10 protein-coding genes are annotated in these 15,059 nt (G+C 67.9%); 5 read left to right on the forward strand and 5 right to left on the reverse strand.

What is annotated here, in order from left to right:
- Positions 1-116: 116 nt before the first annotated feature.
- From aspS to bla, 3 genes are all read right to left on the reverse strand, one after another.
- Positions 117-1,895 (reverse strand): aspartate--tRNA ligase, encoded by a 1,779-nt coding sequence (aspS, locus tag J2W68_RS02215; protein WP_310232306.1) that lies wholly within the window; start codon positions 1,893-1,895, stop codon positions 117-119.
- A gap of 111 nt (positions 1,896-2,006) precedes the next feature.
- Complete coding sequence (locus tag J2W68_RS02220; RefSeq protein WP_310232310.1) at positions 2,007-2,351, reverse strand: FmdB family zinc ribbon protein; 345 nt, start codon at positions 2,349-2,351, stop codon at positions 2,007-2,009.
- Between the two features lie 143 nt (positions 2,352-2,494).
- Complete coding sequence (bla, locus tag J2W68_RS02225) at positions 2,495-3,364, reverse strand: class A beta-lactamase (protein ID WP_310232311.1); 870 nt, start codon at positions 3,362-3,364, stop codon at positions 2,495-2,497.
- 166 nt (positions 3,365-3,530) lie between these two features.
- On the opposite strand from bla, the gene J2W68_RS02230 reads away from it, so the two are divergent.
- A complete protein-coding gene (locus tag J2W68_RS02230) occupies positions 3,531-4,415 on the forward strand; it encodes a LysR substrate-binding domain-containing protein (protein WP_310232312.1) in 885 nt (294 codons plus the stop codon).
- A 22-nt stretch (positions 4,416-4,437) separates the two neighbouring features.
- Here the strand turns inward: J2W68_RS02230 and J2W68_RS02235 are convergent, their stop codons facing one another.
- A complete protein-coding gene (locus J2W68_RS02235; RefSeq protein ID WP_310232314.1) occupies positions 4,438-5,133 on the reverse strand; it encodes a hypothetical protein in 696 nt (231 codons plus the stop codon).
- A gap of 58 nt (positions 5,134-5,191) precedes the next feature.
- Positions 5,192-7,141 carry an ABC-F family ATP-binding cassette domain-containing protein gene (locus J2W68_RS02240; protein WP_310232316.1) on the reverse strand — a complete coding sequence of 650 codons (1,950 nt, stop codon included), beginning with the start codon at positions 7,139-7,141 and terminating at the stop codon, positions 5,192-5,194.
- 198 nt (positions 7,142-7,339) lie between these two features.
- On the opposite strand from J2W68_RS02240, the gene J2W68_RS02245 reads away from it, so the two are divergent.
- From J2W68_RS02245 to J2W68_RS02260, 4 genes are all read left to right on the forward strand, one after another.
- The gene (locus J2W68_RS02245) at positions 7,340-9,739 is read left to right on the forward strand and encodes a TonB-dependent receptor plug domain-containing protein (protein ID WP_310232320.1); all 2,400 of its coding nucleotides are present in this window, start codon (positions 7,340-7,342) and stop codon (positions 9,737-9,739) included.
- A gap of 175 nt (positions 9,740-9,914) precedes the next feature.
- Positions 9,915-12,314, forward strand: a complete 2,400-nt coding sequence (locus tag J2W68_RS02250; protein WP_310232322.1) for a TonB-dependent receptor plug domain-containing protein — start codon at positions 9,915-9,917, stop codon at positions 12,312-12,314.
- A gap of 249 nt (positions 12,315-12,563) precedes the next feature.
- Positions 12,564-14,297, forward strand: a complete 1,734-nt coding sequence (ybaL, locus tag J2W68_RS02255; RefSeq protein WP_310232323.1) for a YbaL family putative K(+) efflux transporter — start codon at positions 12,564-12,566, stop codon at positions 14,295-14,297.
- Entirely contained in the window at positions 14,297-15,052 is a 756-nt protein-coding gene (locus tag J2W68_RS02260; RefSeq protein WP_310232327.1) for an SIR2 family NAD-dependent protein deacylase, read from the forward strand. The genes ybaL and J2W68_RS02260 overlap by 1 nt, the downstream gene beginning before the upstream one ends.
- Positions 15,053-15,059 lie beyond the last annotated feature (7 nt).

A 15,059-nucleotide genomic window follows, 5' to 3' on the forward strand; every position in this document is an offset into this window, starting at 1 on the left:
TAAAAGAACGCTCCGATGTGGAGCCCCCTTGCGTCAAGGGGGCGCGGCGAAACCCGCGGGGGATCTGGATCACTACGCCGGGGCCGACGATTCCGCCCAGCGGAATCGTGGGGGACTCACTGCGCAGCAGATGCGGCCGGCTTCGGCCGGACCTGGATATGCACTTCCGCCAGCTGCGCGTCCGCGATCGGCGACGGCGCATCGGTCATCAGGCATTGCGCGCCGGTGGTCTTCGGGAACGCGATGACGTCGCGGATCGATTCGGTGCCGGCCATCAGCGCCGCGATGCGGTCGATGCCGAACGCGATGCCGCCGTGCGGCGGCGCGCCGTACTTCAGCGCGTCGAGCAGGAAGCCGAACTTGGCCTGCGCTTCTTCGGCGCCGATGCCGAGCAGCTCGAACACCGCGCTCTGCATCGAGGAGCGGTGAATACGGATCGAACCACCGCCGATCTCGTTGCCGTTGAGCACCATGTCGTAGCCGCGCGACACGGCCGTCGCTGCGTTCGCGCGCAGGTCGGCCTCGTCGTCGACCGACGGCGCGGTGAAGGGGTGATGCAGGGCGACATAGCGCTGCGCCTCGTCGTCCCATTCGAACATCGGGAAGTCGGTGACCCACAGCGGCGCCCAACTGTCGCTGACCAGACCGAAGTCCTTGCCGGCCTTCAGCCGCACCGCGCCCATGAAGTCGCTGACGGTCGAATACTTGCCGGCGCCGAAGAACACCAGGTCGCCATTGCCGGCGCCGACGTGCGACACCAGACCAGCGAATGCGGCCTGGTCGAAGAACTTCTGGATCGGCGACGACACCTCGCCGGCCTCCGAAATCTTGATGTACGCCAAGCCCTTCGCGCCGTACTTCGCGGCATGCGCGGCGTACTCGTCGATCTGCTTGCGGCTCAGACTCGCGCCGCCCGGAATACGCAGCGCGCAGACGCGGCCGCCAGCCTCGTTCGCCGGGCCGGTGAACACCGCGAACTGGCTGTCCTTGACCAGATCGGCCACGTCGACCAGTTCCAGCGCGATGCGCAGGTCCGGCTTGTCGGAGCCGTAGCGACGCATCGCCTCGGCGTAGGTCATGCGCGGGAATTCGGCGGCGAGTTCGACGCCTGCGACATCGCGGAACACGTCGCGGATCATCGCCTCGACCAGATCCTGCACATCGCGCTCCGACACCCACGCGAACTCCATGTCCAACTGGGTGAACTCCAGCTGCCGATCGGCGCGCAGCGCTTCGTCGCGGAAGCAGCGCGCGATCTGGTAGTAACGATCGAAGCCCGCCATCATCAGGATCTGCTTGAACAGCTGCGGCGACTGCGGCAACGCGTAGAACTCGCCCGGATGCATGCGCGCCGGCACCAGGAAGTCGCGCGCACCTTCCGGCGTCGCCTTGGTCAGGATCGGCGTTTCGATGTCCTGGAAACCCTTGTTGTCGAGCCAGTGGCGCAGCGCGCTCACAAGCTTCGTGCGCGTGCGCATCTTGCGCTGCATGTCCGGGCTGCGCAGGTCGAGATAGCGGTACTTCAGGCGCGTCTCTTCGCCCGGATTCTCGTGGTGGTGGAACGGCAGCGGCTCGGCCTTGTTCAACACTTCGATCTGGGTCGCGACAATCTCGACCTGGCCGGTGCGGATCTTGGCGTTGACCGAATGCCGCGCGCGCACCGTGCCGGTGATGCGCAGGCAGTCCTCGTAGCCCACCTTCTCGGCGGTCGCGACGACTGCGGCATTGCCGTCCGCATCCGACGATTCCGCGACCACCTGCACGATGCCTTCGTGGTCGCGCAGGTCGATGAAGCAGACGCCGCCGAGGTCGCGGGCGACGTCGGCCCAGCCGCACAGGGTGACGGTCTGGCCGATCAGCGATTCATCGATCAGGCCGCAGAAATGGGTACGCATGGGAACTCCGGACACGAAAGCGCGGGCGCACGGGCCGCCGTGACGACGACCGTGCTGGATGCAAGCCCGCTAGTTTAAGGCGTCACCGCCGCGGACGCGGCGGCAGGCACGTCAGTCCGCCGAGGCGGGCTTCGCCGCCGGCTTGGCGGCCGGCTTGGATTCGGTGGCCGCAGGCTTGGAATCGGCCTTGGCCGCAGGCGCATCGGCCGCAGGCTTGTCACCGCCGGACTTGGCGCCGTCGCCGCTCTCGACCAGGTTGCGCTTCTTGTCGCCGTCTTTCTTGAAGTCGGTCTCGTACCAGCCGCTGCCGGCGAGACGGAACGACGGCGCGGTGAGCTGCCGCTTGACCGCGGACGCGCCGCACTCGGGGCAGGTCTCGGGGTCGGGATCGGACATCTTCTGCAGACGGTCGAAACTGTGGCCGCATTCGGCGCACTGGAAGGCATAGATCGGCATGGCGGGGCGCTGGCTGAAGTTGCTGGAGATTGCGGACGACCGAGATGCGGACGCCCCGGGCCGGTTCAAGCCGGTCGGGGCGCGATTGTGCGGGATTTTGGAACCCTGCGGTTTTTAATTGCCATGGCGGGCCGACGCCCGCGTCATCCAGCGGCCAGATGCACCGCCGCAAGTTCGGTCGCCCGGCGAAGCACCGCGTCGCGCCCGGCCGCATCCAGCGACGAATCGCGCAGGTACAGCGTCAGGATCCAAGGGGCGCCCCCGTGCAGAGGCCAGAGGACCGCGATGTCGTTGCTGACACCCTGCATGCCGCCGGTCTTGTCGCCGACCCGCCAGCCTTCCGGCATCGCGGCCCGGATCCGCGCGTCGCCGGTGCGGTTCTCGATCAGCCAGTCGGCCAGTTGCAGGCGCGACGGTCGCGACAGCGCGTCTTCGAGCACGAACCACCGGAGGTTGTGCGCCATGGCCTGCGGCGTGGTCGTGCTGCTGCCGTCGATGATGCCGCGCGGATCGGTCTCCATGTCGCCGTGCCCGCGCAGGAACGCCTGCAACCCGGCCTCGCCACCCACCAGCGGCAGCAGCAGACGCACGGCAGGATTGTCGCTCCACACCATGCCGCCGCGGCACAGGTCGCGCACGGTGATGTCCTTGCCGACATGACGCCCGCTGACCGGGGCCCCGGAGCGCACATCCTGCGCGCGCACCGGGATCCGGTCGTCGAGCGAAAGTGCGCCGGCGTCGGCCTGCGCGAGTACCGCCGCGCTCAGCGCGAACTTGATCGTGCTCGCCGTCGGGAAGGCCTCGCGCGCGCGGTGGACCATGACCTGGCCGCGTTCGGGATGCACCAGGCACATGCCCAGGCGCCCGCCGCTGGCCGTTTCCAGCGCGGCAGGGTCCACAGCGGTCTGCACAGCGGATATCTCCGCGTCGGCCAGGCTGGCGATCAACGGCGCCACAGCCGTCAACAGGGCCGCGCTGCCCGCGGTTTTCAGGAAGCTGCGTCGTCCGTGCATCGCGTGTCTCCAGTGGGATGGGCTGCGAGTCTGGAACGCGAGCGCAGGCCCGACCAGCGTGTTTATTCGGTGCTAGCCCCCAAGAAAACTCATGCCCGGCGCAACCAAGACCTTCAGTCGAGCCGAGGCGTGCGACCATCCATCGATTCCGCTCATTGCTAGGCGCATGTCCCGACCGCCCTTGCCGCTCAACGCGCTGCGCGCCTTCGAGGCCGCCGCCCGCCACCAGAACCTCACGCGCGCGGCACTGGAGCTGCACGTCAGCCAGGCGGCGCTGAGTCATCAGATCCGCAAGCTCGAAGACACGCTGGGCATTCGCCTGTTCCATCGCCTGCCGCGCGGCGTGGCCCTGAGCGACGAGGCGGTGGCGCTGTATCCGGTGCTCAACGAGGCCTTCGACCGCATTGCCGCAGCGCTCAACCGGGCCAGTTCGACCGCCCAGCGCGAGGTGGTCTCGCTCGGCGCGGTGGGCACCTTCGTCAACGGTTGGCTGCTGCCGCGCCTGACCGGGTTCGAGGCGGACCATCCCGGCATCGACCTGCGCCTGTCCACCCACAACAACCGCATCGATCTGGCCAGCGAAGGGCTGGATGCGGCGATCCGGTTCGGCCACGGCGACTGGCAGGGGCTGGAGTGCACGCCGATTGCCGACACCCGGTTCGCACCGGTCTGTGCGCCGTCGGTCGTGCACCGTCTGCGTGTGCCTCAGGATCTGGCCGCGCTGCCCCTGCTGCGGTCGTATCGCGAGGACGAATGGCCGCGCTGGTTCGAGGCCGCAGGCATTGATGGCGTGGAGGCGCGGGGCGCGGTGTTCGATTCGTCTTTGGCGCTTGCCGGCGCCGCCGCGGCAGGCGCCGGCATCGCCCTGCTGCCATTGACGATGTTCGGGCGTGACCTGCGCGAAGGCCGCCTGGTGGAGCCATTCGACATCGGCATCGATCTCGGCCGCTACTGGTTCACCCAGCTGCGCTCACGACCGGAGCGCGAACCGGTGAAGCAACTGCGCCTGTGGCTGCAGGCGCAGAACGCGCTGACACCCGTCGCGCCCTGACGGCGCGCGACTGCAGCGGCGGTCAGTAGCCCCAGGGTGTCGGCGGCGCGGCGACGGTCCTGGTCAGGTCGAACTCGACCTGGAACTTGCGGCCGCCCGGACGGGCCAGCTCGTAGACGAAGCGCTGACCAGGCTCGATCTCCATCGCCCAGGTGTTGGTGACCGAAGCGTTGAGGCCTTCGCGTTCGAACATTTCGATCGACTCGGCGTCGACCGGGAATTCCTGGCGCTGCGCGGTGCCGGCGTTCTGCGATTCGCCGCCATACATGGTCACCGGATCGTCGCTGCCGTCGGGCATGCGGTGGTCGTGCTTGAGACGCAGTCCGTGCTCGGTGCGCGTCAGGATCCAGGTACGCGAGTGGTCGTCACCGACATGGAAGGGAATGCGCAGCTCTTCCTTGCGGTTGCTGCAGTCGCGCACGTGCATCACGAGCTCCTTGCCCTCGAACGGATCAGGCTCGGCACCAGGCGCGGGCGCCGGCTCGTTGGCGACGATGCGACCTGCGAAGGCTTCGCCGCAATGGCGGGCGATCGCAGCGAGGAACTCGTCGGCGGGCACGCGCTCGGTGGCGGCGTCGACCGCTGCGGCAGCAGCGGCGGCATCCGCGGTGGGATTGGCCGCGGCAGGCGGCGCGGGTTCGGCGGATTCCTGGCCACCGCAGGCGGCGAGCGAGATCACGGTGGCAAGCAGGGCGAGTCGAAGCGGAGTCGGGTTCATCGCCCCACCCTAACCGGCGCCCGCGAGGCCAGCAACCCGGGCGAACCAGGGGGCATCGTTACGCAGCTTCGTAAAGCGCCAGCAGATCGCCCTCGGCCTGCTCGAGTTCGGCGCGCAATGCGGCCTGGCGCTGGCCGAGTGTCGTGGCCTTGTCGGGATCGGCATAGGTGTCGGGATCGGCGAGTGCGCCGTCGATTTCCGACAGCGCCTGTTCGAGTTGGGCGACGCGCCCTTCCGCCTTCTGCAGCTTGTGCGGGTTGGCTTTGGGTCGCGACGCGGCCGGCGCGGGCGCAGGTGCGGACGTCGCGACCTGGGTCGGCGGCGGTGTGCGCAGTTCGCCCGAGTTGCCACGCGCGCGCAGCCAGGCGGCGTACTCGTCGAGGTCGCCGTCGAACGGAATCACCACACCATCGGAGACGCGCCAGAAGGTGTCGCTGACCAGGCCGATGAGATGGCGGTCATGCGAGACCAGTACGATCGCGCCGGCGAAATCGCTGAGCGCTTCGGCCAGGGCCTCGCGCATTTCGAGATCGAGATGGTTGGTCGGTTCGTCGAGCAGCAGTACGTTCGGCTGCAGCCAGGCGATCAGGGCCAGCGCCAGACGCGCGCGTTCGCCGCCCGAGAACCCGTCGATGCTCTCGAACGCGCGATCGCCGGGGAAGCTCCACTTGCCGAGGAAGTCGCGGAACGACTGGATGGAGGCGTTCGGCGAGATTTCGCGCAGGTGATCGATCGGCGAGGTACCGGCGACCAGCGATTCCACCGTGTGCTGGGCGAAGTAACCGATGCGCAGGTCCGGATGTGCGTAGCGCTCGCCGGCCAGCAACTGCAGTTCGCCGACCAGTGTCTTGACCAGCGTCGACTTGCCCGCGCCGTTCGGCCCCAGCAGGCCGATGCGGTCGCCGGCTTCGAGACCGAAGCCGACGTTGTCGAGAATCACAATTTCGGAATTGGGGACAAGGGATTGGGGATTCGAACCGGCAGCGTCGCCGCGCTCTTCCGAATCACGAATCCCGACTCCCGAATCCCTGGTCGTCGCGGCATAGCCGCAACGGCCATGATTGATCCGCAGCAGCGCGTGCGGCAGCTTCACCGGCGCCGGGAAGTCGATCTGCACCTCGCGCTCGGCGCGCACGGCCTCGGTGTCGGCCATCTTGGCCAGGCGCTTGACCCGCGACTGCGCCTGCTTGGCCTTGGCCGCGCTGGCCTTGAAGCGGTCGATGAACTTCTGCAGATGCGCCTTCTCGGCCTGCGACTTCTCGTGGGTGATCTGCTGCAGGCGCAACTGCTCCGAGCGCTGGCGCTCGAACGAGGTGTAATCACCCGTGTAGAGCTTGGCCTTGCCGCCGTGCAGATGCAGCGTGTGGGTGCAGACGTTGTCGAGGAACTCGCGGTCATGCGAGATCAGCAGCAGCGTGCCGGGATACTTCAGCAGCCACTGCTCCAGCCACAGCACCGCGTCGAGATCGAGATGGTTGGTCGGCTCGTCGAGCAGCAGCATGTCGCTGGGCGTCATCAGCGCGCGGGCCAGATTCAGGCGCACGCGCCAGCCGCCGGAGAACGTCGCAACAGCCCGTTGATGGGTCTCGGCCGGAAAGCCCAAGCCGTGCAGCAGCTTGCCCGCGCGCGCGCCGGCGTCGTAGGCACCGACCTCGGCCATGCGCATGTGCACGTCGGCGACGGCTTCCCAGTCTTCGGCGGCCAGCGCATCGGCCTCGGTCTTGAGCACGGCGGCCACGGCGGCATCGCCGCCGAGCACGAAGTCGATGGCCGGGTCCGGCAGCGACGGCATTTCCTGGGCGATGCTCGCCAGACGCAGGCGGTTGGGCAGGTCGAGATCGCCCTTGTCAGCCTCGACCTCGCCACGCACGGCCGCGAACAGGGAAGACTTGCCGGTGCCGTTGCGGCCGACCACGCCCACGCGCCAGCCGGCATGCAGGGTGAGGTCCATTTCGGACAGCAGCAGCCGTTCGCCGCGCCGCAGGGCGAAATTCTTGAAAGAGATCATGCCGGCAATTCTACCGGACGCCGCCTGTCGGGCGGCTTTCCGGGGGATTGCAGGCCGCTGGTTGCCAGAACGCGGCAGCGGGCCGGAGGCGGCCTTTCGATGCCGATGAAACCTTTGACCGGTTTGTTACGTGCGTGTTAAAGCCGATAGGCAGTCGTTTCGCACGCATCGCTTTCCTCACCCCACAAGGACCGCCGCATGACCCGACGCCCGCTGCATCTCGCCCTGCTCGCATCGCTCGCCGCAGGCCCCGCCCTCGCCCAGGACGCACCCGCCGGGCAAAGCCCGCGCACGCTCGACACGCTGATCGTCACCGGCACCCGGGTCGCCGACCGCACGGTGGCCGAATCGCAGTCGCCGATCGACATCCTCACGCCCGAAGCGCTGGCCGCCACCGGCACGCCGGAACTGGCCACGGCGCTGTCGCGCGCCCTGCCGTCGCTGAACTTTCCGCGGCCGGCGATCAACGACGGCACCGATGCCGTGCGTCCGGCGCAGATCCGCGGTCTGTCGCCGGATCACGTGCTGGTGCTGGTCAACGGCAAGCGCTACCACTCCGGCGCGCTGGTCAACGTCAACGGCTCGCAGGGCCGCAGTTCGTCGCCGGTCGACCTCAATACCATTCCGATCTCGGCAATCGAACGCGTCGAAGTGCTGCGCGATGGCGCGTCGGCGCAGTACGGCTCGGACGCGATCGCCGGGGTGATCAACATCGTGCTCAAGGGGCGGGCCGGCAGTGGCGGCGTCTCGGGCCGCTACGGCCAGTACAGCGCCGGTGACGGCGCGCAGTACCAGGTGCTGGCCGACGCGGGTTTCGGCATCGGCAACGACGGCTTCGTGCATCTGTCGGCGCAGGGCGCGCACCAGGACCAGACCAACCGCGCGCGGCCCTTCATCGGCACACCGGGCCCGACCACCGCGCCGCTCGGCCAGGTGGTGCAGCGCCAGGGCGACCCGGAAGTCGACCACGGCTCGGTGACCTTCAATGCCGAGCTGCCGGTCAACGACTACCTGCAGTTCTACGGCACCGGCATCTATACGAAGCGCGATTCGCTCTCGAACGGCTTCTTCCGCCCGGCCGGCGACCCGCGCAACATTCCATCGATCTATCCCGACGGCTTCCTGCCGCAGATCAACAACGTCACCACCGACCACCACTTCACCGCCGGCTTCAAGGCCGAGACCGCCGGCGGCACCGCAGTCGACTTCAGCTACACCTACGGCGACAGCGAGATGACGTTCGACATCCTCAACACGCTCAACCGGAGCCTTGGGCCGACGTCACCGACGCAGTTCTATGCCGGCGCGCTGGAAGTCCGCCAGCACGTGCTGAACCTCGATCTGAGCAAGCAGCTCGACTGGGGCCTCGACTATCCGGTGACCTGGTCCTACGGCGCCGAGTGGCGCGGCGACGGTTTCATCCAGTCGCCGGGTGAACCGCTTTCATATGCGAACGGCGGTGTCGTCGCGCCGGGCCAGACCACGCCACTACCGGGCGCGCAGGTGTTCGCGGGTTTCCGTCCCGGCGACGGCGGCGATTTCGACCGCAATGCGCTGTCGTTCTATACGGGTCTGGAAGCTGATCTCACCGACAGGCTGTCACTCGGCGTGGCCGGTCGCTTCGAGGACTTCAGCGATTTCGGCGACACCAGCAACTTCAAGATTTCCAGCCGCTTTGAATTCACCGATGCCGTCGCGCTGCGCGCGACCGCGTCGACCGGCTTCCGCGCGCCCTCGCTGCAGCAGCAGTACTTCCAGTCGACGGCGACAAACTTCATCGCCACCCCGCAGGGCACGCTGCCGTTCGACATCGTGACCTTCCGCGTGACCAATCCGGCGGCGATCGCGCTGGGCGCCGAACCGTTGCGCGCCGAGGAGTCGACCAACTACAGCCTCGGCCTGGTGCTGCAGCCGGTCGACAACCTCTACGTCACGATCGACGCCTACCAGATCGAGGTCGAGGACCGCATCTCGCTGTCGGCGAACCTCACCTCGGCACCGGTGCGCGATTACCTGCAGGCCAATGGCTTCGCAGGTGTCGGCGGCGGGCGTTACTTCACCAATGCCATCGACACCACGACCAAGGGCGTGGACCTGGTCGGCACCTACGGCTGGGCGCTGGCGAATAGCCAGCTCGATCTAACGCTGGGCTACAACTACAACAAGACCACGATCGACCGGGTGGCCGACAACCCGGCCACGCTGACCGCGATCGATCCGACCGCGGTGCGCTTTGACCGGGTCGAACGCGGCCGCTTCGAGGTCGGCGCGCCGCGCGACAAGATCCTGCTGGGCGGCACCTGGACCGCGGGCGGATTCGAAGCCACGGCCAACGCCACGCGCTACGGCGAATTCAGCGTGCTCGGCAGCACCGCCGCGCTCGACCAGACCTTCGACCCGGCCTGGACGCTCGACCTCGCGTTCTCGTACTCGCTCGACAAGTGGAAGTTCACCGTCGGCGGCGACAACGTGCTCAACGAATATCCAGACGAAGTGCTGTTCGCGAACTCCACCGGCGGCCAGCTGCCGTGGAGCGGCAGTTCGCCGTTCGGCTTCAATGGGGCCTTCGTCTACGGCAACGTCGCCTATCGCTGGTAAGCCCCTGTGCCACACCACGAGCCTCGACGCCCCGGTCCGCCGGGGCGTCGTCGTTGACGGCCCACATGATCGTTCCAAATTAGGAACGATTTGATCCCATTTTTATGATCATTGACGATTTCAGGACAACGCGCTCCAATCGCCTTTACAGATTTCCAACAACAGGCCTCCCCCGATGCTCCGCCCCCACCGTTTGACCCTCGCCGTCGCCGCGGCGCTGGTGTTTCCGACCGCCGCGTTCGCCCAGCAGGCACCTGCCGACACGCAGGCGCGCACGTCCACGCTCGACACCCTGATCGTCACCGGCACCCGCGTCGCGGACCGCACCGTCGCCGAGTCACAGTCGCCGATCGACATCATCACGTCCGAGACGCTGACCGCCTCCGGCACCACGGAACTGGCGACCGCGCTCGCACGCGCCCTGCCCTCGCTGAACTTCCCGCGCCCGGCGCTGACCGACGGCACTTCGGCGATCCGCCCGGCGCAGCTGCGCGGCCTCGCGCCCGACCAGGTACTCGTGCTGGTCAACGGCAAGCGCCGCCACACCTCGTCGCTGCTCAACCTCAACGGCACGATCGGTCGCGGCTCGTCGCCGGTCGACCTCAACACCATTCCGATCTCGGCGATCGAGCGCGTCGAGGTACTGCGCGACGGCGCGTCGGCGCAGTACGGCTCGGACGCGATCGCCGGCGTGGTCAACGTGGTGCTCAAGGGCTCATCCGAAGGCGGCAGCCTGTCGGTAAGCGCGGGCCAGTACTCGGCCGGCGACGGCAAGCAGACCCAGATCGCCGGTGACACCGGCCTCGCGCTCGGTGAGCGCGGCTTCCTTCACTTGTCGGCGCAGGTCGGCCAGCAGGAAGAAACCAACCGCGCGCGTCCGTTCGCCGGCACGCCGGGCGTCACCCAGCCCGCGCTCGGCCAGAAGGCCTTCGTGATCGGCGAGCCGGAAGTCGATTTCGGCGCGGTGGGCTTCAACACCGACATCGCACTGACCGACAGCATCAGCGTCTACGGCTTCGGCACCGCGAGCAATCGCGACATCACCTCGTTCGCGTTCTTCCGCGCGCCGGGCAACACCACGCAGAACATCCGCAGCATCTACCCCGATGGGTTCCTGCCGGAAATCAACAACATCTCCAAGGACCGGTCGCTGGTCGCGGGCGTCAAGGGCTTTGCTGGCGAATGGAACTGGGACCTGAGCTACAACTACGGTTACAACCACCTCGAGTTCTATACGCGCAACACGCTCAACGCGAGCCTGGGCGCGAGCTCGCCGACCTCGTTCTACGACGGCGCGCTGGAAACCACGCAGAACATCGTCAACCTCGACATCAGCCGTCCGCTGGAACTCGGCCTGGCCTATCCGGCGACGCTGTCGTTCGGCGTGGAAGGTCGCAACGAGAAGTGGAACCAGTCGCCGGGCGAATACGGCTCCTACGCCAACGCCGGTCTGGGCGTGGCCGGTGCGGGCGCAGGCGCGCAGGGCTTCGGCGGTTTCGCACCCGAAGTCGCCGGTGCGTTCGACCGCGACAGCCATGCGGTGTACGCGAGCCTCGAAGCAGACCTCACCGAGAAGTTCTCAGCGGGCGCCGCGGCGCGTTACGAGGACTACGACGATTTCGGCAGCCAGGTCTCGGGCAAGCTGTCGGCGCGCTACGCATTCAACGACGCGGTCGCGCTGCGTGGCACGGTATCGAGCGGTTTCCGCGCGCCGTCGCTCGCGCAGCAGTATTTCCAGACCGTCAGCACCACCTTCATCGCCGGCGTCACCACGCCGTTCGAGATCCGCACTTTCCCGGCCAGCAGCCCGGTGGCGCAGGCCTTCGGCGCCGAGGCGCTGAAGCCCGAGGAATCGCTGTCCTACAGCCTGGGCCTGGTGCTGCAGCCGGTCGACACTCTCTACGTCACCATCGACGCCTACCAGATCGATGTCGACGACCGCATCGCCCTGTCGTCCAACCTCACCGGTGACGCGGTGCGTCGCCTGCTCGAATCGCAGGGCATCTTCGGCGTCACCGGCGGCCGCTACTTCACCAATGCCATCGACACGCGCACGCGCGGTATCGATGTCGTCGGCAGCTACCGCTGGAATCTCGCCGCGAGCAGCGTCGACCTCACCGCCGGCTACAACCACACCAAGACCGAGATCACCCGCATTGCGCCGAACCCGGAAGCGCTGACGCAGAACGGTCTGGACCTGGAGCGCATCGACCGCGCCGAGATCGGCCGCATCGAGGACGGCTTCCCGCGCAACAAGCTGCTGCTCTCGGGCACCTGGAATGTGGACGACTGGGCGTTCGCGCTCGCGACCACGCGCTACGGCAGCGTACGCACGACGCCGAACAACGCGGCGCTCGACCAGGCGTACGGCGCCAAGTGGTTGCTGGACGTGTCGGCGACGTTCAAGCCGGGCGAGAACTGGGCGCTGACGCTGGGCGCGGACAATGTGCTCAACGAGTACCCGGACGAGAACATCTTCGGCAACTCGACCAACGGGCAGTTCCCCTACAGCAACCTCTCGCCGTTCGGTTTCGGCGGCGCGTTCGCCTACGCGAAGGTCGCCTACAACTGGTGACCGCGTCTGCCTGATGACTTCGATGCCCCGGCTTGCCGGGGCATCGTCGTTTCGATCGCTGCAATCCGCAAATGCGCCCGCGCGAAGGATGCACCCTGCAGACACAGCGTTTGAACGACACATTCGTGCCCGTTGTCGGCCATTCCCGTCGCCAGCACTGCTGTTCGACGAAGAACGCACAGATTCCCGCTTGCCCCTGTCGCAATGCGTCGGCGACACTGCAAGACCAGTTCAGGCGACATGCCCCCGATGCCGCACAACACCGACCTGATCAATATCGTCGCCGTCGGTCTGGTGACGGCCTTCGTGTTCGGCGCGCTCGCCAACCGTTTGCGGCTGTCGCCGATCGTCGGCTACCTGGTGGCAGGCATCCTGGTCGGTCCGTTCACGCCCGGCTTCGTCGCCGATCAGGACCTGGCCAACCAGCTCGCCGAGATCGGCGTGATGCTGCTGATGTTCGGGGTCGGCCTGCATTTCTCGCTGAAGGACCTGATGGACGTGAAGTCCATCGCCATTCCCGGCGCGATCGCACAGATCACCGTGGCCACCGTGCTGGGCTGGGGGCTGGCGTGGCTGATGGGCTGGTCGATGGTCAGCGGCTTCGTCTTCGGCCTAGCGCTGTCGGTCGCCAGTACCGTGGTCCTGCTGCGAGCGATGGAGGAGCGGCGCCTGCTCGACACCCGGCGCGGCAAGATCGCGGTCGGCTGGCTGATCGTCGAGGACCTGGTGATGGTGCTGGCGCTGGTGCTGTTGCCGGTGCTGGCCGAGATCACCGCCGAGCGCGGCGGCGACGCTGGCCCTGGCATCGGCACGATTCTGCTGACCATCCTGTGGACGCTGCTCAAGGTCAGCGCATTCGTCGCGGTGATGCTGCTGGTCGGCCGCCGGGTGATCCCGTGGCTGCTGGAACGCATCGCCGGCACCGGCCAGCGCGAACTGTTCACGCTGTCGGTGCTGGCGATCGCGCTGGGCGTGGCGTTCGGTGCCTCGACATTGTTCGGCGTGTCGTTCGCACTCGGCGCGTTCTTCGCCGGCATGGTGCTCAACGAATCGGAATTCAGCCACGAGGCCGCCAACGATTCGCTTCCCCTGCGGGACGCGTTCGCGGTGTTGTTCTTCGTCTCGGTCGGCATGCTGTTCAACCCGATGATCCTGGTCGAGCACCCGTGGCAGGTGCTGGCGACGTTCCTGATAATCGTCGTCGGCAAGTCGATCGCGGCGTACTGGATCGTGCGGATGTTCAAGCATCCACGCTCGACTGCGCTGACGATCTCCACCAGCCTGGCGCAGATCGGCGAGTTCTCCTTCATCCTCGCCGGCCTGGGCGTCAGCCTGCAGCTGCTGCCACCCGACGGCCGCGACCTGGTGCTGGCCGGCGCATTGCTGTCGATCATCGTCAACCCGCTGCTGTTCGGCTGGCTGGACCGCTGGCAGGCGAAGAAGGAAGAAGCGATGCGCAGCGCCGCCGCCGCGCACGCCGCGACGTTGCCACCGGAGAACCAGGTCCCGGCCGATCTCAAGGGCCACGCGATCCTGGTCGGCTACGGCCGCGTGGGCCGGCAACTGGCCGAGCTGCTGCTACAGCGCGGCGTGCCGCTGGTGATCGTCGAGGACGACAGCGAACTGGTCCGCAAGGCACGCGAGCGCGGCTATCTGGTCGTACGCGGCAACGTGGCGGTGGAAGCCGTGATGCACGACGCGGCGCCGGAACGCGCGGCGCTGGCGGTGTTCGCTATTCCCCAGGCCCTCGAAGCCGGCGAAGCGATCGAACGCATGAAGGCGATCAACCCCGGCCTGACCGTGCTGGCGCGCGCGCACAGCGATGGCGAAGTCCGGCATCTGCTCGAGCACGGCGCCGACGGCGCGGTGCTGGCCGAGCGCGAACTGGCGTATTCGCTGGCCGAGATGGTGATGTCGACACCACCGTTCCGCCCAGTGCGCCCGGGCTCGATGCCGGTCGAGGCGATCCAGCCGGGCGGATGATGCGTCTGGTCGTCCTCAGTGGTGCAGGCCTGTCGGCCGAGAGCGGCATCCCGACGTTCCGCGATGCGCTGACCGGGCTGTGGGCACGCTTCGACGCCGAACGTCTGGCGACCGCGGACGCGTTCCGCGCTGACCCCGCGCTCGTCTGGGGCTGGTACCGCTGGCGCGCGGCGATGGTCGCCGCGGCCGCGCCGAACGCCGCGCACATCGACGTGGCCGCCCTCGTCGACGACGGTCACGCGCTGACCGTGGTGACTCAGAACGTCGACGACCTGCACGAACGCGGCGGCGCGCGCGATGTGTTGCACCTGCATGGGCGCCTGCTGGCCTCGCGCTGCAGCGGCTGCAGTGCGCGCGTCGCGCCCGATCCGATCCTCGCGCAACCGCCACCGCCCGACGGCGGCGCGCGCGAAACGCCGCCCGCCTGCGCGGTCTGCGGCGCAGCGTTCCGGCCCGACGTGGTGTGGTTCGGCGAATCGCTGCCGTCCGACGTTTGGCACGCCGCCGAACGCGCCGTCGACGCCTGCGACCTGCTGGTCGTCGTCGGCACTTCGTCGCTGGTGTGGCCCGCGGCCGGCCTGCCGGAGCGCGCTCTGCACGCCGGGATTCCGGTGATCGAGATCAATCCGCAGGCGACGCCGCTGTCGTCGCGTGCGACCGCACACTGGCCCATGACCGCAACCGCCGGCATGGCGCAGCTGCGAAGGCGCCTGCGGCAGGCGCCCGACGATCCGCAGCGCGTTCTCGCGGACTGATCCCCCG

It is taken from the genome of Luteimonas terrae (assembly GCF_031457535.1).
In the GTDB taxonomy this organism is placed as follows: domain Bacteria; phylum Pseudomonadota; class Gammaproteobacteria; order Xanthomonadales; family Xanthomonadaceae; genus Luteimonas; species Luteimonas terrae_A.